The organism is Kocuria sp. 2SI, assembly GCF_005502825.1.
GTDB lineage: Bacteria > Actinomycetota > Actinomycetes > Actinomycetales > Micrococcaceae > Kocuria > Kocuria palustris.
Window position 1 is genome coordinate 43,812 of sequence record NZ_SCNB01000010.1, and the last position, 20,257, is coordinate 64,068.

A 20,257-nucleotide genomic window follows, 5' to 3' on the forward strand; every position below is an offset into this window, starting at 1 on the left:
CCCTGGTGCTCGTCAGCATTCAATAGACCAGTATCGCCGACTCCCCCGGCCTCGATTCCCGAGGATTCCGGGGAGATGCCCGCCGCTCCCCCGCAGGCCCATTCTTCCGTCGCGCTTTTCGATAGTATGTTCGAGTCGCCGATCGAGTGATCGATCCGCTGATCGACTCCCCCGGGCTCGGCGACCCGCCCGTCGTCGCCGACCCGAAGGACTCCGCCGCCATGGCTCTGCCTCCCCCGCCCGTCGAGATCCCGCTGCAGGAGGCCGTCGCGCGCTTCCTGGCCTCGGTGGATCGACGGGCGCGCGTGCAGTCGCTGTCGGCGGCCACGGCCAAGAACTACCGCGTGGACCTCGAGCGCTTCCTGGAGCTGCTCCCCCGCGCGAGCGAGCACACCGCGGAATCCGTCACCGGCCAGGACGTGGACGAGGCCCTGCTGCTGTTCGCCGGCACCGCGGATCACCGGCGCAAGCCGGGGCTCGGCGAGCAGAGCGGGGACGTTCGCCGTCGGATGGCCGCCACCGCACGGGAGGCCAAGTCGGCCGGCTCGACCCTGCGGATGCGACGCTCCCTGTCGCGGTTCTTCGCGTACTGCACGGAGCAGTCCTGGGCCACCGTCTCCCCCATGGCCGCCTCCGAGCTGATACCCCAGGGCGAGGATCCCCTGCGCGTCGAGCGGACCTCCCTGGACATCGAGGAGGCCCAGGCTCTGCTGCGCCACGGCCCGGGCACTCGGGAGTCGAACCGGCACTGGGACCGGGACGCCATCGCGCTGGGGCTCATGATGGTCGTCGGGCTGCGCGCCGGGGAGATCGTGCGCCTGGATGCGGATCACCACTCGCCCGCGGGTCCGGCCGGCCCGGCGCGGGTGACGGTCTACGGGAAGGGCCGCAGCACGCGGGTGGTCCCGATCGCAGCCTGGATCGACGAGCAGATCTCGTCGTATCGAGCCCGCCTGGGCCCGGAGGCGCCTGCGCCGCTGCTGCTCTCGGCGACCGGGCGCCGCCTGGCCGTGCGTGATATCGAGCGCCTGCTCGAGCGCGCCGTGCAGCGCACCCGAACCGCCGAGCCGCGCCTGGCCCGCGGCGTGGTCCCCCACGGGCTGCGCCACACCGCGGCCACGCTGATGCTCGCCGACGGCTGGGACGTCAAGGTCGTCGCCCGGCTGCTCGGGCACAGCTCCGTGTCCACCACGAGCCGCTACCTCGACGAGCTGCCCGGAGAGCTCTCGGCCGCGATCGACGCCCACCCGCTGCGGCCCTGACGGACCGGCGGCCCCGATCGCCGTGAGGGACCGGGGCCGCCGTCGACGGGGGCGCGTGCGAGCTGCGAGTGCGGCCGCTCATGGCTCGCATGTGCCGGTGTCCGGAGGACTCAGGCCAGCCTGCCGGTGGTCGGGAAGCGGTCCCATACGCGATGGCGCGTCAGTGCCTCCTTCACGCCGGTGAGCACGCCCTGGGGCGTCTGCGCCACGGTCACACCGGCGCCGTCGGCCATGCCCAGGGCCCCCAGGGTGTCGATGCCGGTGCCCCACGCGCCCATGGGCTTGGCCTGGCGCCAGACCTCCTGCAGGAGCAGACTCGCACGCGGATCCACCTCCTGGGGGCTGGGCGCAGCGGCCTTGGCGTCCAGGCCCTGGGCGGCATCGGGTCCGGGCAGGGGGTCCGAAGCCACCAGAACCGCATCGAATTCGACCGAGCGGGCTGTGAGCAGCGTGCGCTGGGCGACCACATCCCCGGCTGCGGTGCCTCCGGTGGGGGCGATCACCAGCGGAACCATGCCGGCGCCGTCGATCTCGCGGATCAACTGCGCCAGGGAGTCGCCGTCCACGCGGCTCCCGACCAGGATGCCGATCTGGCGCCCGTCGACCGGCCAGGTCCTCCCCAGCTGCGACAGCGCCGGGGATGGCTGGACGTCCTGGGCGGGGGCCGTCGTGGGCTCCTGCTCGGGCAGGCCGAGGCCCTCGGCCACCGTGCGGCCCAGCTCCGCATCGATCGCCGACAGATGCTGCAGCTGGCGGATGCGCACGTTCTCATCCCAGCACTTGCCGAGCTCGAACATGTATCCCTGCGCGGTGTGTTCGCGCTCGATCTCGCTGAGCGAGAGCCAGAACATCCGGGCCTGACTGAAGTGATCCTCGAAGGACTGCGGGCGGCGACGCTCCTTGACCGATTCCTCGATCGGCTGCGCCACGTCGATGAACGGCCGCTGCGAGTCGGGCGTCTCGAACGGATTGCCCCCGTCCAGCGAATTCGGGCGGTAGGGCGCGACCCCGGAGTGCACGGCGGACTGGTGCATGCCGTCGCGCAGCATGTCGTTGACCGGGGCATGCGGGCGGTTGATCGGCAGCTGGGTCCAGTTCGGCCCGCCCAGCCGTGTGATCTGCGTGTCCAGATAGGAGAACAGCCGCCCCTGCAGGAGCGGGTCGTTCGTCACATCGATGCCTGGGACCAGGTTGTTCGGGTTGAAGGCGACCTGCTCCGTCTCGGCGAAGTAGTTCGAGGGATTGGCCGTGAGCGTCATCAGCCCGACCGCCTCGACGGGGGCAAGCTCCTCCGGCACGAGCTTGGTGGGGTCCAGCAGGTCGATCCCATGGAAGGTCTCGTCCTCGGTGTCCGGGAAGACCTGGACGCCCAGCTCCCACTGCGGATGTGCTCCGGCCTCGATCGCATCGGCCAGGTCGCGTCGGTGCATGTCGGGATCGGCGCCGTTGATCAGCTGCGCCTCCTCCCACAGCACGGAGTGCACGCCGAGCCTGGGCTTCCAGTGGAACTTCACGAGCGAGGTGGAGCCGTCGGCGGCCACGAGGCGGAACGTGTGGACCCCGAAGCCCTCCATCATCCGCAGGGAGCGCGGGATGCCGCGGTCGGCCATGTTCCAGATCGTGTGATGCTGCGCCTCCGTATGGAGGGAGACGAAGTCCCAGAAGGTGTCGTGGGCGGACTGCGCCTGCGGGATCTCCCGATCCGGATGGGGCTTGGCCGCGTGGATGACATCGGGGAACTTGATCGGATCCTGGATGAAGAACACCGGGATGTTGTTTCCCACCAGGTCCCAGGTGCCCTCGTCGGTGTAGAATTTCGTGGCGAATCCGCGGGTGTCGCGGGCCAGATCCCCCGAGCCGCGTGAGCCGAGCACGGTGGAGAACCGCACGAAGACGGGAGTCTGCTTCCCCTCGGCGAACACCCCGGCGCTGGACAGGCGGGAGGCCGTCCCGTAGGACTCGAAGACGCCGTGGGCACCGGCACCGCGAGCATGGACCACCCGCTCGGGGATGCGCTCGTGATCGAAGTGCGAGACCTTCTCGCGGAAGTGATGGTCCTGCAGGAGCGCGGGTCCGCGGCGCCCCGCCCTCAGGGAGTCGTCGGAGGTGCTCAGGCGGGTCCCGTGCGCGGTGGTGAGGAACTCGCCCTGCTGGGCTCGGGCGCCGTCGGGAGCGCCGGTCTGCTCTCCGGTGGCCGTGCGAGTCTGCGGGGCTGACTGATCGGGCTTGGGAGGCAGCGGGCTGCGCGGCTGGACGGGCTCCTGCGCGGATGCCGGTTCGGAGCCAGGGACCCCTGGCACCTGAGGAAGCTCGGGGCGGTGATCTGACATGGCGGATCCTCCTGACGTCGTCGCTGTGCCGGTCGGGGCTTTCGGCCGCCGGCCCGCCTCCTGTCTATCCGTGCGCAGCCTGAAAAGTAAGGAGGCTGACTGGATTGCCAGGGAATCCGGAGCTGTTGGTGAGGTGCGCCACATAACCCCCGTGTCGCATGGACTCCGCCTGCGGTCCATCCCGGGCGTCTTCGCGGCCGGGGATTGCACCGCGATCCCCTTCAAGCAGATCGTGGTCGCCCAGGGCGCCGGCGCCACCGCAGGGCTCTCGGCATGGGACCACCTGATCCGCACCCAGGCCGTCGTCCCGGCCTGATCCGCCCGGGAGGCCCCGGCCTCCCTCCCCTCAAGGCAGAAGGGCCCGTCGCCATGATGGCGACGGGCCCTTCTGCATGCTGCGGGAGCATCGAACCCAGCACGGATCAGTGCCGCCGGTCCCGATCCTCCTGCGCCCGCCTGCGGTCCTCGCTGGTGCGCTGCGCCTCGGGGTCCGAGCGGTCCTCGGAATGCTTGTCCTCCCGGTCGGCCTGCTCGTCCTGATCCTCCTGGTCCTGCTGCTCATCCTCCTCGTCGCGGTACTCGTCGAGCTTCTCGCGCTGCTCTTGGCCGCGCTTGGAGTAGGTCGCGATGCGCACGGCCTCGGCGTCGTCGAAGTTGGAGCCCAGGGCGCCGGCGAGCATGCCCATGGACACGGACAGGGACGTGATGGCGATGTAGTCCCACGGCCCGGGTGCGTACCCCAGCTGCCCGGCCAGGAAGTCGGCGTCGATCACGATCAGCGAGAGCAGCCCCAGGGCGGCGAACAGCACGGCGAAGAACGCGATGATGCTCAGCAGCACCGTCACGAACGTGGCGATGTTCTCCACGAGCGCTCGACCCGAGCCGGTGGCCGCACGGTCGCGGAACCACAGCTTGTTGCTCGTGATCAGCCACAGGGTGAAGGTCACGATCATGATGGCCGCTATCAGCACATGCCGCACCGGGCTCAGTGCCACGGAGAGGCTCCAGATGCTGCCGAAGAACACGCCGAACCCGCCCGAGGCCATACCTGCGGCGATGCCGCCGCCCAGCGCCGTGATCAGACGTCCCGGGCGGTTGGCGCGCACCATGCCCGAGACCTGGCGCAGCCGAGCCGTCGGGCCCGGGCGCACCAGGTAGTGCACGCCCTCCTCCAGCCCGGCTCGGGAGGCCAGTCGGGAGAGCCGCAGCGCCTCGATGAGCTCATCGCCCTCGACCGGGCTGTGCGCGTCGCGGGCGCTCGTGGCCACCAGATCCACGATCAGCTCGAGGGCCGAGGACTTCAGCCCCACCGCGCCCAGCGACGGGAGGGAGACCATGGCCGAGCGGCCTGCCTTGTCGACCTCGGCGACGACCGGAACGCGGTCCAGGGCGCGCGGGAGATCGGTCGCATAGACCAGGTAGCGCCAGCCGTGGCGGTCCAGGATGTCCGGGGCGCGATCGCTGAAGGGCACGGTGCCGTCGTCGTTCAGGGGGAAGGTCACATCGCTGACCTCGGTCTCCCAGGGCGTGCCCGTCCTGCGGGTGAGCTGCTCGGCGATCCTGCCGGCGAGCGCGTCGATGACCTTCTGGGGCACGCCGGGGTCTGCGAGCAGTCCGAGAACCTGGGTTTGATAAGCCATCTGATCATTCTGACAGGCTGCTGGCCGATGACGAGCACCTGCCCATCGTGTCCCCGCACGGCCATGTGCCGCCGGCCATGATCGCCGACGACACCCCGTTCCCGGACCCCGCGGACCTGTTCATCAGCCCGGACCACTACCTGACGCGGCTGCTGCACGCCAACGGGGAGGACCTGGCGCATCGTGCACCTGGGACTGGGCGCCTTCCACCGGGCGCACCAGCTCTGGTACACGCAGCACTCGGAGGCGGATCCTTCCGATCCGCAGTGGGGCTTCGCGTCCTTCACGGGCCGCTCGCCGCGCATGTCGGATCTGCTGTCCGCCCAGGACGGGCTGTTCACGCTCATGGCCCGCGGACCCGAGTCCGACGAGCCGGAGATCATCGGCGCCCTGAGCGATCCGCGCGCCTCCGATGATGTGCGGCGCCTGTGGGAGCTGCTGGCCGCGCCGTCCACCGCCGTGGTGACGCTGACGATCACCGAGGCCGCCTACGACCTCGGCCCGGAGCCGTCCTTCGACGCTGCCGAGGAGACCGTGGCGGCCGATCTGGGGACTCTGCGCGCGGACTTCTCGGGCGGCTCCTTCGACACCGACGCCGTGGGCGTGCCGGCCTCGCGGCGGCCAAGCTCGTGGTGGGCGATGTGGAACAGGGAGACCGACGCCGTCGAGTACGGCGAGTGGAAGACCGGCATCCGCAACGCGGGCACCACCTACGCGATCTTCTCCTTCGTGCGCAAGATGGCCCAGGGCCTGGGCGGCTGGGCCGGGCTGCAGCTGATCGGCCAGTTCGGCTGCGTCTCCGGCGCCGCAGCGCAGCCCGACTCCGCGATCACGGGCATCAGCCTGGCCGCAGGCGTGGCCACCGCCGCGTTCTTCCTGCTGGCCGCGATCCTGGTGCTGTTCTACCCGCTGACCGATCAGCGCCCCGCGGAGATCCTGCTGGACCTGCGCACCCGCAAGGACACCGGCATCCTGCCGACGGCAGCTCGCCAGGAGATGGAGGCCGCTCGCGGTGCCGCAGGCGCCTCGCCTGCCGCTGCCCCGTCGTCCGCCGACGGAGCCGACGGACCCCAGTACGACGGGGGCTCCTCGAGCGCCCCGGACGATCAGGGGCCCGCTGCGCGCTGAGCGGCCCCGTCGCGGGCAATCGAGGGAAATTTCGCCGAGAACCGTCCCGCCGGGCCGTAGCCTGGCGGGCGGTCTGCCGCGGGAGGCGACGATGCCCCCGCCGAGCACCGAGGAGAGGAACTTCTGTGATGGTCGCCAACGAGCAAGCTGCCAGGCCCGCCCCTGTCGTCGTCGTGATGGGGGTCTCCGGATCCGGCAAGACGACGATCGGCGCCCTGGTGGCCGATGCCAGGTCCGTGCCGTTCGTGGACGCCGATGATCTGCATCCGATCGACAACGTCAAGAAGATGGCCGCGGGCACTCCCCTGGATGACGAGGACCGCTGGCCCTGGCTCGACATCGTCGGCCGACGCCTGCAGGAGGCCGAGGAGTCCGGTGAGGGCGTGGTCATGGCGTGCTCGGCGCTGCGCCGCGTCTACCGCGACCGCATCCGCGCCACGGCCCCCAGCACGATCTTCCTGCACCTGCACGGCTCGCTGGAGGTCCTCACCGCCCGCATCGAGGGGCGCAGCGGGCACTTCATGCCCCCGGCGCTGCTGAGCTCGCAGATGGAGACCCTCGAGGCGCTCACGGAGGACGAGACCGGCTACGTCCTGGACATCGGCCAGAGCGTCGAGCAGATGATCGACGAGGCCCTTCCCGCCCTGCAGTCGATCCGCGACGAGATGCCCCGCGGCTGAGCGGATCCGCCTCCGGGCGGCGTCTGCGGCGGCCGCTGGTGCGGTGCAGAACCCGGAGCGTCGTCAGCCGACGCGGCGACGCGGACGGCCCGGCTCCGAGCCGTCTCCCTTCTCGCTGCGCTCCCGAGCGGCAGCCACCTGCTGCTCCAGGTCTGGTCGGGTCAGGGCCCAGGCCTGCAGCGCGGTGATGCTGATCCCCCGCGGACCGGTGCGCCGGGTGGTCCCGCGCACCAGCAGCAGCCGCGTGCCGAAGAGCACCGGCCCGGACAATCGCTGCGCCTCGTCGAAGAACGCGCAGTCGGCCGTCCCGCTGCCGTCGTCCAGGCTGATGAACACCACGCGGTTCCCGCCGCGCATGGGCGGGGTCATGGTGGAGACCCGCACCCCGGCCACGAGCACCTCGGTCTGCGAGCGCAGCTCCAGCAGGTTGCCGGCGGCGGTGGCGCCCAGGCGGCGCAGCAGCGGGGCGTAGCTGTCGACCAGGTGGGCGGAGACGTCCAGGGCCATGTGGTCGAGCTCGGCGCGCACGGTCTGCTCCGTGCTGGGGTGCGGCAGTCCCGGGACCAGGCTCTTCAGCTCGGGATCCCCCAGAGGCAGCTCGAGCTGCCCGGAGACCTCGCGGCGGACGGCGGACGGGCGGGCGTCGGCTCGGTGGCGCATGGCCTGGACCAGGTCCGCGCGGTTGGCCGTGCTGCCGGAGCTCTCGAGCAGCCCGTCCAGCGCGCCCACCGAGGCCAGGCGCTCGAGCGAGCGCCTGGTCGGCCGCGCCCGTGCGCGCAGGTCCCCGAGCGAGGCATAGGGCTGCCCGGCGACCAGGCGCGCGATCTCGGCCTCCGAGACGCCGCTGAGCTCGCACAGGGACAGCCGGATGCCCAGCCGGCGGCGCCCCTGAGCGTCCAGGCCCTCCTCCGGGGCCAGCTCCTCCACGCGGTGGTGGTCATCGGAGCGGTTCACGTCCACGGGCAGCACGGGGATGCCCATGCGTCGGGCCTCCCCCACGAGCAGGCGCTTGGGGTACATGCCGGGGTCGTGCTCCCACACCCCGGCCAGGAAGGCCTCCGGATGATGGGCCTTCAGCCACGCGGATTCGTAGGTGGGCACGGCGAAGGCCGCGCCGTGGGCCTTGCAGAAGCCGAACGAGCCGAAGGCCGAGAGGATCTCCCAGACCTGATCGAGCACCGCGGGCTTCCAGTCCCCCTGCGCGCGGGCGGACTCGCGCACGAAGCGCTCCACGGCCGGCTCCTCGGGGCCGCCGAGCTTGCGGCGCAGCTCATCGGCACGGGCCAGGCCGCAGCCGGTCACGACGTCCAGAATGCGCAGGATCTGCTCGTGGAAGACCGTCACCCCGTGGGTCTCGGCCAGGATCGGGTCCAGGCGCGGGTCGATCGAGGGCACCGTGGCGAAGCCGTGGCGCTGATCCAGGTACGGCCGCACCATGTTCGACTGCATGGGGCCGGGGCGGAACAGGGAGATGTCCACGATCAGGTCGTCGAAGCTCTCCGGGGCCATCTTGCCGATCAGCTCCCGCTGGCCCGGCGACTCGATCTGGAAGCAGCCCAGGGTGTGGGTGGAACGGATTAGCTCGAAGGTCGCCGGGTCGTCCCGCGGCACCGCCTCCAGATCGATGCGCGGCGGGACGACGGCGGCCTCATCCTCCTCATCGCGACGACGGGCCCGGATCAGCTCGAGGCGCTGGATCTCGTCGAGCGCGTAGGTCAGCGTGGACTGCATGCGCACCCCCAGGACGTCGAGCTTGAGCATGCCCATGGGGTCCATGTCGTGCTTGTCGAACTGGCTCATGGGCAGCCCCAGCCCGGAGGCCTGCACGGGGGTGCGATCCAGCAGGGACTGATCGGAGAGGATCACCCCGCACGGGTGCATGGAGATGTGCCGCGGCAGCCGGTCCAGGCGCTCGGCGACATCGACCAGCAGATCGAGCTGCCGGTCCTGGGCGACCTGCTGGGCGAACTCGGCCAGCTCGGGCTTCTCCTCGAGGGCCTCCCGGAACGACGAGGCCGAGAAGCGCCACAGCTGCTTGGCGATCGCGTCCACCTGCCCCGGCTCCATGCCCAGGGCCATGCCGGCGTCGCGGACCGCACCGCGAGCGCGGTAGGCGTTCTGCATGCTCATCAGCGAGACCCGCTCAGGCCCGAAGCGGTCGAAGATGCGGTCGTAGACCTCGTGGCGCCGGGCGGACTCGACGTCGATGTCGATGTCCGGCAGGGTCGAGCGGTCCCGGGAGAGGAAGCGCTCGAAGATCAGTCCGTGCTCCAGCGGATCCGGCTGGGAGACGCCCAGCAGGTGGTTGACCAGCGAGGAGACGCCCGAGCCGCGGGCGGCCCGACGCACCCCCATCTGACCGATCATGTCCGAGACCTCGGCGACGGTGAGGAAGTAGGACGCGAAGCCCAGGTGCTCGATGATCGCCAGCTCGTGCTCCAGGCGCTCCTGCACCCTCTGCCAGGTCGGTGAGCCGGGGGCGGCCTGCGGGTAGCAGCGGGCCACGGCCTCCTGGCAGCGCTGGCGCAGCTCGCGGGGTGCCGGGGAGCTCAGGCCCAGCACCGAGGCCTCCGGCACGACCGGTCTGCCCCAGCCGCAGTCGGCGGCGGCGTCCAGGCGGGTGAGGTCGGCGACCTCGGCGGTGCCGCCCAGCAGCGCCTTCACCCCTGCTGCGCCCAGATCGGCGCTGCGGGCTGTGTCGCGGGCCAGGTCCTCCATCTGCGCGGCGGGCTTGAGCCAGGCCTGGCCGTTGGGCTGCAGGGATTCGCTGTCGGTCTCCCCCGCTGCCAGCTGGGCCAGCGGGGTCAGGGTGCGGGCGGCGTCCAGGACGTCGGCGGTGGCCGCGTCCTGCGGATCGAGATAGCGCACGGCATTGGAGAGCACGCAGCGCACTCCGGACTCGACGCCCATCCGCAGGGTCCGGGCGGCGTGGCCCGCGCTCCCCGAGGCGCCGGGCTCCGCCAGGTGGTGCACGACCTCCAGGGCCAGCGCCTGCGGGGGCAGCAGCTGCTTCCAGCGAGCCAGGGCCTGCCGAGCGCTGCGATAGCGACGGGCCGCCAACAGCCTGCCCACATCCGAATCCGGGCCCAGCAGCACGACCAGCCGGACGGGGGCTCCCGCTCTCGCCTCTGTGGCCGTGTCCTCTGCCCCCGGCTCTGCGCTGTGCTTCGTGGACGAGATGCCGCCACCTGAGGAGCCGGTCCCGGGGTCCCCCAAGGCCCCCGGGACCGCCCGCCGACGCAGCTGCTGCCTGGTGATCCCGGGCAGGAACGAGGCGCTCGGCCCCGACCCGAGCCGCGAGCGCAGCCGCGCAGCGCCTGTCCGGGCACCGCCGCCGGAGCCTCCCCGTGCACCCGCCCCGGCCACACCGTCACCGGCCGCACGGTCACCGGCTGTACCGTCACCGCGCTTACTAGTCGCTGCTCCGCCGGTCTGCTCCGCAGTCTCCACCCGGTGCGCGTCCGAGATCAGCCGGCACAGCGCGGCGTAGCCCTCCCCCGGCTCCACTCCGGCCCCGGCTCCGGCGGCGAGCACCACCACGCGGTGGAAGCGCTCGCCGTCCGGATCGCCCACCCGCAGATCGACGCCCAGGATGGGGTCGATGCCCGCCGCCCGGCAGGCGCCCAGATGCTTGACCGCCCCGTAGAGGCCGTCGCGATCCGTGCACCCCAGGGCGTCGGCGCCGTCGGCCGCGGCGGCGGCCACGAGGGCCTCCGGGCGGGCGACGCCGTAGTGCGCGCTGAAGGCCGTGCGCACATGCAGATGGGTGAAGGTCACCTCCGTATTCGAAACTATGTTCGAATCAGAGTCAACTCACCGCAGGCGGCTCACGGGCGTGGGGCTCACGAGGCGGAGTCGAGGGCCCGCAGCTCGCCGATCTTGTCCTCGACCCCGGAGGGCCCCGCCGCCTGCTGAGCGAGGGCCTCCTGGCGCCGCAGGGGCAGATCGATCACCCCGCCTCCGGTCTCTGTGGTGGCCCGCAGCAGACGCCAGCGCCCGGTCTCCATGGTGTGTACGAGCTCCAGGGTGATCAGTGCTGCGCGCGGGCTCAGCCGCACCTGCACGCGCCACATCTCCTGATCGACCACCTCGGTGTCCCGTGGGGCGCGATGCCCGTCCACCCACCATGAGCGGCGCCGATGCCAGCGCACTGGCTCCTCCGCGACACTGTGCACGCGCCCCTCCCAGAGCACCCGCACGGGCGCTCCCGACCTCCCGCACTCGACCTCCACACCCTGCGTCAGCAGTCCCATGATGCCCTCCGCTCTCCCGCGTCCCGCGTGTCCCGATCGTCGCCCGATCGATGCTTCGAAGCTAGAAGAGGTGTACGACAGCACAAGCCGAATATGACGCTTATGGGAACACCAGTTCCCAGGGCGAGGATGGGGTGCTCGCGCCTCAGGACTCCCCGTCGGCCGCATCATTGAGCTCGAAGGAGCCCCTCCCGTCCAGCGTCTCCCGGAGGAGGTCCGCGTGCCCCGCATGACGGGCGACCTCGGCCGCAATGTGAGCCAGGCACCACCGCACCTCCCAGTGCGTGACGTCCTCGGGGATCCAGGGCGAGGGCGGGACGGGCACGAGCGCATCCAGGTCGGCGGCCTCGTCGAGATTCTGCGCGGTGAGGGCTACGTGACGGTCGAACTGCTCCAGGACCTCGCTCAAGGGCCGGGCGTCTGCGATGAGTGAGTCCAAGGACGGGTCCTCCGACAGATCGTCCGCAAGGACGGGCGCCCCGGGCGCCGCAGCCGCGAGCGCGGACCAGTACACCCCCACGGCCGAGGTGTGCAGCAGCAGGCCGGTGAGGTTCAGGACCGAGGCGGTGGGTGCGGCATGGGCCTGCTCATCGCTCAGGCCATGGACGGTGGTGCGCATCTGGGCGAGCTGCTGCAGCGCGTAGGTGCGCAGGACGTCGTGCTCGCCGACGGCGTTCGGGGTCAGGAATCCCATGGTGGTGTCCTCCAGGAGGGCTCATGGCCCGGTGGATCCGGGCGCTGAGCACACTGTTGCTCACCCCGAGGACAGATTCTGTCCTCGGGGTGAGCGATGATGAGCAGGTGACCGATCCCACCTCCCGAGCCCTCTCCCTGCTCAGGCTTCTGCAGGTGCGCCGCTCCTGGCAGGTGGACGAGCTCGCCGCCGAGCTCGGGGTGACTCCCCGGACGGTGCGCCGCGACATCGCCCGGCTGCGCGAGCTGGGCTACACCGTGAACTCCGGCGGCGGCCTCTACGGCGGATACCACCTGGGTCAAGGCGGCCTGCTGCCTCCGCTGGCGCTCGACCTGGACCAGGCCGTGGCCGTCGCGCTCGCCCTGACCGACGCCGCCGCAGCCGGAGGAGCACATGCGGACGCAGCTCTGCAGGCGCTGTACCTTCTCCAGGAGATCGTGCCTCCTCGGGTGAGGCGCCGACTGCGGGGGCTCAGCGAAGCCTCCGAGGCAGGGATCCCCCACCGCACCGTCGATGCCGCTGCCGTCGACCCGAAGTCACTGCTGCACTGCATGGATGCCATCCAGCAGCGGCTCATGCTCGGCTTCGCTTACACGGACCGCCATGGTCGGCGCACGGACAGGCGCGTGGAGCCGCACCGACTGGTGCCGGTGCGAGGGAGATGGATGCTGGTGGCCTACGACCCCGCACGGGAGGACTGGCGCACCTTCCGCTTCGACCGGCTGAGCGAGCCGGAGATCCTCCTGCGGCACTGCACGCCGCGTCCCGGCCTGAATGAAGTGCTGGCGCGTCTCGACGAGCCCACGCCGCCCACCGCCTGGCGGCATCAGGTCGTCGTGCTGATCCACGCACCGCTCGACGAGGTCGCGGAGACCATGCCCCGCCTGGCAGGGCACCTGCAGCCCGTCGGGGAGTCCGAGACCGAGTTCCGCACCGGCGCCGAGGATCCCGACGACGCGGCGAGGTGGCTGAGCACGCTGCGGCAGGACTTCACCGTGCTGGGCGATGAGGAGGTTCACCAGGCCATGAGGCGTCTGTCCGACCGCCTGGGGCGCAGCGTCGCGGACTCGACCGGATGAGGCTCAGCGCGGGATGAAGGGGGTCCTCCCAGGACCTTCCATCGATCTGGCGCAAGGACCGGTTCTACACGGGGCACCGCGGCTCCTTCAGCTACTTCGACGTCGAGGCCCACATCGTGGAGCTGATCCCGAACAGCGCCAGCGACGCCTTCAAGGCGCACCTGCGCTCGGTGGGCGCCTCCTACCTCATCGCCGGCGAGGAGTCGCTGGACATGGAGATCGCGGTGCGCCGGATCGGAGAGGTCTTCGGCGTGGACGAGCTGATCCTGGGCGGCGGCGGGACCCTGAACTGGTCCATGGTCCGCGACGGGCTGTGCGATGAGGTCAGCATCGTGATGATGCCGCTGGCCGACGGCGAGACCGACACCAACTCCCTGTTCGAGGCCAGCAGCGAGCACTCCAACCCCCCTGCCGATCGGCTTCGCGCTGAAGGGCGCGGAGCCTCTGGAGGACGGCAGCCTGTGGCTGCGCTACGACGTGACGGGCCCGGTCGAGCAGGATCAGTCATGACCCGCATCCTGGTCACCGGATCGACCACCGGCGTGGGCCGCGCCACCGCCGCGGCGCTGCTGGAGGACGCCCACGACGTCGTCGTCCACGCCCGCTCCCAGGATCGGCTGGCAACCGTCGAGGACCTGATCCGTGACGGAGCCGCATGCGTCGTGGGCGATTTCGCGGACCCCGAGCAGGTGCGCGGGATCGCCGAGCAGGCCCAGCGGATCGGCCCGCTGGACGCGGTGATCCACAATGCCGGGATGATCGCCGGGCCCGCCCTGCTGCTGGTCAACGTGGTGGCGCCCTATCTCCTCACCGCGCTGATGGCCGCGGTGGCGCGGCTGCGCCCGGACGTGCACGCACATGCCGTCGATCCCGGCTGGGTGCCCACTCGCATGGGCGGCCCCGACGCCGCCGAGGACCTCGATCTGGCCCATGTCACCCAGGCCTGGCTGGCGACGACCCAGGACCCCGAGGCGCTGAGCTCCGGCGGGTACTGGCATCACGGGCGCGTGGAGCAGACCCATCCGGCAGTGCACGACGAGCGCTTCCAGCACGAGCTGATCACCGCGCTCGCCGAGCACACGGGAACGCATCTGCGCGACGGCTGAGCGTCGCTGGTCCGTGGAGGCCGCGGCCGGTCAGGATGCCGCAGTGCCGACCGGAGGCGGCTCAGGCCGGCCGCGTCTCCCAGAAGGCCACCGCAGACGCCGCGGCCACGTTCAGCGAGTCCACCCCGTGGGACATCGGGATCCGCACGGTGAGATCGGCGTGATGGATGGCCGGCGGCGTGAGCCCGTGGCCTTCGGTGCCCAGCAGAAGGGCGAGCCTCTCCCCCGATTCCCGCACGCGGGTGCCGAGCTCGTCGAGGGCCAAGGAGTCATCCTCCAGCGCCATGGCCGCGGTGAGAAAGCCGGCGTCCTTGACCTGCTGCAGATCCGCTGTCCAGTGCTCCAGTCGCACCCACGGGACCTGGAAGACCGTGCCCATGGACACCCGGATCGCCCGGCGGTAGAGCGGATCGGCGCAGCGCGGGGTCACCAGCACGGCATCGACCTGCAGGGCTGCCGCCGAGCGGAAGATCGCCCCCAGGTTGGTGTGATCGACCACGTCCTCCACGATCGCCACGCGCTGCGACGAGGCCAGCACCGAGGCCAGCGGCAGCGGCTCCGGGCGCTGCATGGCCGCCAGCGCCCCGCGGTGCAGGTGGAAGCCGGTGACGCCCTCGAGCACCTCGTCCTCCCCCACATAGAGAGGGACCTCGGGGTGGGCGTCGAGCACATCGGCCAGATCGAGCACCCACTTGCGGGACATGAAGAACGACCGCGGCTGATGCCCCGCCGCAAGCGCCCGGCGCAGCACCTTGGAGGACTCCGCCAGGTACATCCCGCGCTCGGGCTCGAGCTTGCGCCGCAGCGAAACATCCGTCAGCGAGGTGTAGTCGGCCACCCGAGGATCGGCCGGATCCCTCAGGACCGTCAGCTGCGGGAACCGCGCGCCGAGCTCGTCGAAGGACGGGGGGATCTGCTGGCTCACAGCACCTGCCTCACCATGTTGGCCAGGGCGGCCAGCCCCAGGATGACGATCACCGTGCGCAGAGCCACCGGAGAGAGCCGGCGGCCCACCTTGGCGCCCAGCCACGAGCCGACCGACGACGAGATCGCGATCAGCACCACGACCCACCAGTCGATGCGCTCGAAGGAGAAGAGGATGTAGGACACGGCGGCCACGATGTTCACCGCGGCCACCAGGAAGATCTTCACGGCGTTGGCCGACTGTATGGACGCCAGCAGGAACACGCCCAGGATCCCCAGCAGCAGCACGCCCTGCGCGGCCACGAAGTAGCCGCCGTAGATGCCCGCGATGAAGACCAGCACGTAGAGGATCGACGGCTGCGGCAGGGAGTTCGGATCCAGCTGTGCCGGCTCCTCGCCGTGGGCCCGGGCGGCGTCAGCGATCTCCTGAGCCTGAGCCTCCTTCCGCTGCCGCACAATCCCCTGCAGTCGGGGCTGGAAGACCACGAAGAACAGAGCGACGACGATCAGCGCCGGCGCCACATAGGAGAAGACCTCCTCGGGCAGCACCATGAGCAGCCCGGCGCCTATCGCGCCGCCGACGATGGAGCACGGCAGCAGCTTCAGCAGGGTCCCGCGCAGGCCGCGCAGCTCGGCGCGGTAGTTCCACGCACCGGTGAGGTTCCCGGCGATCAGCCCCATGGCATTCGACATGGTCGCTGTCACCGGCGGCACGCCCATGGTGACCAGCACGGGGAAGGTCACCAGAGTGCCGGAGCCCACGATCGTGTTGATCAGACCGGCCCACACCCCGGCCACGAGGATCAGCCCCGCCTGCCACCAGGTGAACTCGAACGAGTCGAGCAGCCCGGACATCCACTCCATCGAGAGGACCGGATCAGTCGCGGCGGAACGCGGCGAAGCGATCGCCCACGCGCACGAGCTTCAGCGGCATGCCGAAGGTCTCCGAGAGGTTGGACTGCGTCATGACCTCGCCCACCGGTCCAGCAGCGACCACGCGGCCCTCGCTGAGCAGCAGGGCGTGCGTGAAGTTCGGGGGCACCTCCTCGAGGTGATGGGTCACCATCACCACGGCAGGGGCCAGCTCGGAGGCGGCCAGCTCATCCAGGCGGGTCACCAGGTCCTCGCGCCCGGCCACATCCAGCCCGGAGGCGGGTTCATCGAGCAGCAGGATCTCGGGATCGGTCATCAGGGCGCGGGCGATGAGCACGCGCTTCTTCTCCCCGGAGGACAGCGAGCCGAACTTCCGATCGGCCAGTCCCTGCAGGTTCCAGTCCGACAGCAGCTGCGCGGCGCGCTGCGTGTCGGCCTCGCCGTAGCGCTCGCGCCAGCGCCCGGCCACGCCGTAGGCGGCTGTGAGCACGACGTCGGCGACGGTCTCCCCGCCGGGGATCTGCTCCGCGAGATGGGAGGAGGTCAGACCGATCCGGGGGCGCAGCTCGAACACATCCACTCGGCCCAGGGTCTCGTCCAGGATCTCGACGGTGCCGCGGGTGGGGTGCTGGCGGGCAGAGGCCAGGGAGAGCAGGGTGGACTTGCCGGCGCCGTTGGGCCCCAGGACCACCCAGCGCTCGCTGTCCTGCACGGACCAGCTCACCTGCTCCAGCAGGTTCTTCCCGCTGCGGACGAGATCGACATCGGTCATCGACAGGGCTGCGCTCATGACGGCCACTCTAACCCCGCTGGCATGCCTGCCGAGTGCGAACCGCTCGGTCATCGATGCCGGATGACAAGCCCACTGCCGCTAGACTCGCCGCCATGACCGAGCAACTCGCCCTGATCGCCCTGGCGCGGACACCGCATCCGGAGACCGTCGGGCAGATCATGGAGACCATCGAGGAGGCCGGGGGCGACATCGAGTCCCACGGCCGCGTCCGCGTCACGCCCAGCGCCTCCGGCGGCGGCTCGGCGGATGGAGACCTCATCGGCTACAACGCCGCCTACGCGAAGTTCACGGGCCTGACCCTGGACGCGGCTCGCCGGATCGTGCGGCCTGATCCCCTCTCGTCCCTGTGGGACGACGTCGACGTCAGCGTCGTCCCCGCCTCGATCCTGGATCCCGAGCGCCGCAAGCTGCTCGTCATGGACATGGACTCCACCTTCATCCAGCAGGAGGTCATCGACCTGCTGGCCGCCAAGGCAGGAGTGCAGGACCACGTCGCCGATATCACCGAGCTCACCATGCGCGGGGAGCTCGACTTCGCCGCGTCGCTGCGCGAGCGCGTCGCCCTGCTGGAGGGCCTGCCGGACTCCGTGATCGGCGAGGTCGCCCAGGAGCTGCGTCCCACGGTGGGCGCTGCTGTGCTGGTCGAGACGTTCCACCGCGCCGAGTGGACCGTGGGCGTCGTCTCCGGCGGCTTCCGCCAGGTGCTCGAGCCGCTGATGGCCAAGCACGAGATCGACCACTACCTGGCCAATGAGCTGGAGGTCGTGGACGGTCGCCTGACCGGACGCATCCTGGGCCCCATCGTGGACGCCTCGGTGAAGGCCTCGATGCTGCGCGCCTGGGCCGAGTCGGACGGAGTCGCTGCCGATCAGACCATCGCCGTGGGCGACGGCGCGAACGACATCCAGTTGCTGGAGGCCGCCGCGGTGGGCATCGCGTTCAACGCCAAGCCCGTGCTGCGCGAGGTCGCCGACGCCCAGATCAACATCCCCAACCTGGATGCGGTGCGCTTCTTCGCCGACCTCTGAGGTCCCCCTGCACGACGACGGCGGCGCCGAGCTCACTGAGCTCGGCGCCGCCGTCGTCGTATGTCGAAGGTGCTGGATCAGCCCTGCGACTGGGCCAGGAAGTCCTCGGCCCCGCCCACGAGCTCCACATGCCCGGTGGGGACGTCGGCGGTGACCATGGCGGCGATCTCCTGAGCGAACTCCTGGACCGTGTAGAGACGTCCGGCGGACTCGCGGCGCTGATCAAGGGCCCCGGGGCGGGCGCGATTGAGCAGCGTGGCGGTGACGGTGCCCTCGATCATGTCCGCGGAGACCACGACGAAGTCGATGCCCTTCTCGGAGAGCATGGGGATCCGCTCGGTGAGCGCATCTTCGCCGGCGCGCTTGGACAGCGCCACCTGCTCGTACTCGGGCATGGTCTCGACCTCGCGGATGAAGTGCGCCTGGTGGCTGGTCACGAACACCACGCGACCGCCCTGGGGCAGCGCCTCGGCCGCGGTCTCCAGGGCGCGGACCTGGGCGTCGCGGTTCAGGCGCATGGCGTAGTCCTCGCCGAGGTCCGACTCCATGCCGCCCGAGGCGTTGAGGATCACGACGTCGACGGACCCGAAGCTGTCCTGTGCAGCCTGCAGCAGCGGGCTGATGCCCTGATCATCGGTGAGGTCGGCGCCCACGGCCACGGCCTTGCCGCCGGCCTCCTCGATCTGCTGTACGACCTTATTAGCGCGCGGAGCCTTCTGCCGGTAGTTCACGACGACGTTCGCGCCCTGTCCGGCGAGGATCTTGGCGGTGTCGGCGCCGACGCCGCGCGAGGATCCGGTGATGACGACAGTCTTGCCTGCCACTGAGTCCATGGTGCTCTCCTGTGCTCGCTGCTGCTGGATGTCTGCGACCGCTCGAGGGCCTCAGATGCTGTGTCGGGTGCGTCCGGGAAGGCGGAGGCCTCAGACGCCCATGCCGAAGCCGCCGTCGACCGGGATCACGGCTCCGTTGATGTAGGCGGCCCCGGAGGAGGTGGCCAGCCAGCGCACGACCTCGGCGACCTCCTCGGGCTCGCCGAAGCGGTTGGCCGGGATGCGCTCGGCGTAGCCGGCCGAGACGTCTTCGGGAAGCTCCGCAGTCATGTCGGTGCGGATGTAGCCCGGGGCCACGACGTTGGCGGTGATGCCACGGCCGCCGAGCTCGCGGGTGATGGAGCGGGCCATGCCCTGGAGCCCGGCCTTGGAGGACGCGTAGTTGACCTGCCCCGGACCGCCCGTGTAGCCGACGATCGAGGAGATGAACACGATGCGCCCGGCCTTCTTCTTGAGGAAACCGCGGGTCGCGCGCTTGGAGACCCGGAAGGCCCCGGTGAGGTTGGTGTTCACCACGGAGGTGAAGTCCTCCTCGCTCATGCGCATGAGCAGGGTGTCCTGCGTGATCCCCGCGTTGGCCACCACGACGTCCACGGGGCCCCAGGTCTTCTCGATCTCGGTGAAGGCCGCGTCCACGGACTTGGTGTCGGAGACGTCGCAGCGCACGGCGTCGACGCCCTCCGGAGCCTCGCCCGAGCGGTAGGTCACGACGACCTGATCGCCCTGGGCACGGAAGGCCTCCGCGATGCTGCGTCCGATGCCTCGGTTGCCGCCGGTCACCAGGACCACTCGCGGAGTCTGCGCGTCCTGTGTCTGAGCTGTCATGTGGTGTCGAGCCTTTCGAAGCGGAAGAAGTCCAGCGACACATTACCGGCCGGCGTCCGCCGATCCGTGGTGGAGCATCTCAGAGATTCCCCGTTCCGGCTTGTGCCGATCAGCAGTCAGCCGCCCGGCCCGAGGTTGTCAGCGCGCGGGTGCACAATGGTGGGATGCCGTCGGGCGGCTGATCCGACGGCCGCGGCGCACCGGGTTCCTGCTGCGCCGTCTGAACGCGGCGGAAGGAGCTGAGGACATGACGCCCCGATACCTCAACCCCTCCGACCTCGCCGCCATGCAGGCCACGGCCGAGCGAGCGCGCGCCCGCTCCCGCGCTGTCGAGCCCCGAGCCTCCTCGTCCTCAGGATCGGGCGGGAAGCGTCGGGGGAAGGACGCGGACTCCTACTCGATCACCTCCACACCGGAGGCCCACTCGGCGGACATGGGCCGGCGCATGGTCGTCTACGGCATCCAGATGCTGCTGCGCGTGGTCTGCCTGATCGCGTTCGTGCTCGTGGACCACTGGATCCTGCGCATCGTGTGCGGGCTGGGCATCATCGTGCTTCCCTGGTCGGCCGTGCTGCTGGCCAATGTGGGCGCGGACCGCACCGAGCGCTCGTCGTCGTACATGGCCCCTGATCCGGAGCCGGCCCCCGTCCAGCTGACCGCCGAGCCCGCGAGCGATTCCGATGCGGAGACGATCGACGGCGAGTGGAGCGAGGACACCGAGCGCATGCTCGAATCCGGCCGGGGCCGCTCCGCTGCCGGAATGCAGGACAATGGAGCCGGCGGCGGGTCCGACTGAGACCCGCCCGCAC

The 20,257-nt window shown here is 70.8% G+C and carries 18 protein-coding genes and 1 pseudogene; 9 read left to right on the forward strand and 10 right to left on the reverse strand.

Annotation, left to right across the window (positions count from 1 at the left end):
* Positions 1–146 precede the first annotated feature (146 nt).
* Entirely contained in the window at positions 147–1,262 is a 1,116-nt protein-coding gene (locus FFS25_RS07405; protein ID WP_137802414.1) for a tyrosine-type recombinase/integrase, read from the forward strand.
* Between the two features lie 110 nt (positions 1,263–1,372).
* Here FFS25_RS07405 and FFS25_RS07410 read toward each other — a convergent pair whose 3' ends face one another.
* Positions 1,373–3,592 carry a catalase gene (locus FFS25_RS07410; protein ID WP_137802415.1) on the reverse strand — a complete coding sequence of 740 codons (2,220 nt, stop codon included), beginning with the start codon at positions 3,590–3,592 and terminating at the stop codon, positions 1,373–1,375.
* 151 nt (positions 3,593–3,743) lie between these two features.
* Here FFS25_RS07410 and FFS25_RS13400 point away from each other — a divergent pair, with 151 nt between their 5' ends.
* Positions 3,744–3,908: a hypothetical protein gene (locus tag FFS25_RS13400; RefSeq protein ID WP_171004127.1), complete on the forward strand. Its 165-nt coding sequence runs from the start codon at positions 3,744–3,746 to the stop codon at positions 3,906–3,908.
* 106 nt (positions 3,909–4,014) lie between these two features.
* On the opposite strand, the gene FFS25_RS07415 is transcribed toward FFS25_RS13400, so the two are convergent.
* Positions 4,015–5,232 carry an MFS transporter gene (locus FFS25_RS07415; protein WP_137802416.1) on the reverse strand — a complete coding sequence of 406 codons (1,218 nt, stop codon included), beginning with the start codon at positions 5,230–5,232 and terminating at the stop codon, positions 4,015–4,017.
* A gap of 38 nt (positions 5,233–5,270) precedes the next feature.
* Between FFS25_RS07415 and FFS25_RS13575 the strand changes: the two are divergent.
* From FFS25_RS13575 to FFS25_RS07425, 3 genes and pseudogenes are all read left to right on the forward strand, one after another.
* Positions 5,271–5,393: pseudogene (locus FFS25_RS13575) on the forward strand (hypothetical protein); the annotation flags it as partial.
* A gap of 22 nt (positions 5,394–5,415) precedes the next feature.
* Positions 5,416–6,360, forward strand: a complete 945-nt coding sequence (locus FFS25_RS13765; protein WP_137802417.1) for an MFS transporter — start codon at positions 5,416–5,418, stop codon at positions 6,358–6,360.
* A gap of 128 nt (positions 6,361–6,488) precedes the next feature.
* Positions 6,489–7,040 carry a gluconokinase gene (locus tag FFS25_RS07425; protein WP_171004131.1) on the forward strand — a complete coding sequence of 184 codons (552 nt, stop codon included), beginning with the start codon at positions 6,489–6,491 and terminating at the stop codon, positions 7,038–7,040.
* Between the two features lie 63 nt (positions 7,041–7,103).
* Here the strand turns inward: FFS25_RS07425 and FFS25_RS07430 are convergent, their stop codons facing one another.
* The 3 genes from FFS25_RS07430 to FFS25_RS07440 form a co-directional block, all read right to left on the reverse strand.
* Entirely contained in the window at positions 7,104–10,817 is a 3,714-nt protein-coding gene (locus FFS25_RS07430) for a DNA polymerase III subunit alpha (protein WP_137802419.1), read from the reverse strand.
* Between the two features lie 65 nt (positions 10,818–10,882).
* Entirely contained in the window at positions 10,883–11,293 is a 411-nt protein-coding gene (locus FFS25_RS07435) for a hypothetical protein (protein ID WP_137802420.1), read from the reverse strand.
* Positions 11,294–11,438: 145 nt separating this feature from the next.
* Complete coding sequence (locus FFS25_RS07440; protein ID WP_137802421.1) at positions 11,439–11,987, reverse strand: mycothiol transferase; 549 nt, start codon at positions 11,985–11,987, stop codon at positions 11,439–11,441.
* Between the two features lie 107 nt (positions 11,988–12,094).
* Between FFS25_RS07440 and FFS25_RS07445 the strand changes: the two genes are divergently transcribed.
* Positions 12,095–13,066, forward strand: coding sequence for a helix-turn-helix transcriptional regulator (locus FFS25_RS07445; protein ID WP_137802422.1), 972 nt, complete (start codon positions 12,095–12,097; stop codon positions 13,064–13,066).
* Between the two features lie 116 nt (positions 13,067–13,182).
* Positions 13,183–14,172, forward strand: a complete 990-nt coding sequence (locus FFS25_RS14020) for an SDR family NAD(P)-dependent oxidoreductase (RefSeq protein ID WP_212742726.1) — start codon at positions 13,183–13,185, stop codon at positions 14,170–14,172.
* Between the two features lie 61 nt (positions 14,173–14,233).
* Here FFS25_RS14020 and FFS25_RS07460 read toward each other — a convergent pair whose 3' ends face one another.
* The 3 genes from FFS25_RS07460 to FFS25_RS07470 are packed head-to-tail and all read right to left on the reverse strand — an operon-like array spanning position 14,234 to position 16,759.
* A complete protein-coding gene (locus FFS25_RS07460; RefSeq protein ID WP_137802448.1) occupies positions 14,234–15,043 on the reverse strand; it encodes a TrmH family RNA methyltransferase in 810 nt (269 codons plus the stop codon).
* 50 nt (positions 15,044–15,093) lie between these two features.
* Complete coding sequence (locus FFS25_RS07465) at positions 15,094–15,960, reverse strand: sulfite exporter TauE/SafE family protein (protein WP_137802424.1); 867 nt, start codon at positions 15,958–15,960, stop codon at positions 15,094–15,096.
* 13 nt (positions 15,961–15,973) lie between these two features.
* The gene (locus tag FFS25_RS07470) at positions 15,974–16,759 is read right to left on the reverse strand and encodes an ABC transporter ATP-binding protein (RefSeq protein WP_137802425.1); all 786 of its coding nucleotides are present in this window, start codon (positions 16,757–16,759) and stop codon (positions 15,974–15,976) included.
* A gap of 95 nt (positions 16,760–16,854) precedes the next feature.
* On the opposite strand from FFS25_RS07470, the gene serB reads away from it, so the two are divergent.
* Positions 16,855–17,790, forward strand: coding sequence for a phosphoserine phosphatase SerB (gene serB / locus FFS25_RS07475; RefSeq protein WP_137802426.1), 936 nt, complete (start codon positions 16,855–16,857; stop codon positions 17,788–17,790).
* A 77-nt stretch (positions 17,791–17,867) separates the two neighbouring features.
* Here serB and FFS25_RS07480 read toward each other — a convergent pair whose 3' ends face one another.
* The gene (locus tag FFS25_RS07480) at positions 17,868–18,623 is read right to left on the reverse strand and encodes an SDR family oxidoreductase (RefSeq protein ID WP_006213156.1); all 756 of its coding nucleotides are present in this window, start codon (positions 18,621–18,623) and stop codon (positions 17,868–17,870) included.
* 90 nt (positions 18,624–18,713) lie between these two features.
* Positions 18,714–19,448 (reverse strand): beta-ketoacyl-ACP reductase, encoded by a 735-nt coding sequence (gene fabG / locus FFS25_RS07485; protein ID WP_137802427.1) that lies wholly within the window; start codon positions 19,446–19,448, stop codon positions 18,714–18,716.
* Between the two features lie 247 nt (positions 19,449–19,695).
* Between fabG and FFS25_RS07490 the strand changes: the two genes are divergently transcribed.
* Positions 19,696–20,244: a DUF3099 domain-containing protein gene (locus FFS25_RS07490; RefSeq protein WP_171004132.1), complete on the forward strand. Its 549-nt coding sequence runs from the start codon at positions 19,696–19,698 to the stop codon at positions 20,242–20,244.
* Positions 20,245–20,257 lie beyond the last annotated feature (13 nt).

Coding starts and splice junctions, on each gene's coding strand:
- FFS25_RS07440 (WP_137802421.1), bottom strand. CDS start 11,987: ATGGGATTCCTGACCCCGAACGCCGTCGGCGAGCACGACGTCCTGCGC.
- serB (WP_137802426.1), top strand. CDS start 16,855: ATGACCGAGCAACTCGCCCTGATCGCCCTGGCGCGGACACCGCATCCG.
- FFS25_RS07480 (WP_006213156.1), bottom strand. CDS start 18,623: ATGGACTCAGTGGCAGGCAAGACTGTCGTCATCACCGGATCCTCGCGC.
- FFS25_RS07470 (WP_137802425.1), bottom strand. CDS start 16,759: ATGAGCGCAGCCCTGTCGATGACCGATGTCGATCTCGTCCGCAGCGGG.
- FFS25_RS07435 (WP_137802420.1), bottom strand. CDS start 11,293: ATGGGACTGCTGACGCAGGGTGTGGAGGTCGAGTGCGGGAGGTCGGGA.
- FFS25_RS07490 (WP_171004132.1), top strand. CDS start 19,696: ATGACGCCCCGATACCTCAACCCCTCCGACCTCGCCGCCATGCAGGCC.
- FFS25_RS07410 (WP_137802415.1), bottom strand. CDS start 3,592: ATGTCAGATCACCGCCCCGAGCTTCCTCAGGTGCCAGGGGTCCCTGGC.
- fabG (WP_137802427.1), bottom strand. CDS start 19,448: ATGACAGCTCAGACACAGGACGCGCAGACTCCGCGAGTGGTCCTGGTG.
- FFS25_RS07425 (WP_171004131.1), top strand. CDS start 6,489: ATGGTCGCCAACGAGCAAGCTGCCAGGCCCGCCCCTGTCGTCGTCGTG.
- FFS25_RS07415 (WP_137802416.1), bottom strand. CDS start 5,232: ATGGCTTATCAAACCCAGGTTCTCGGACTGCTCGCAGACCCCGGCGTG.
- FFS25_RS07465 (WP_137802424.1), bottom strand. CDS start 15,960: ATGGAGTGGATGTCCGGGCTGCTCGACTCGTTCGAGTTCACCTGGTGG.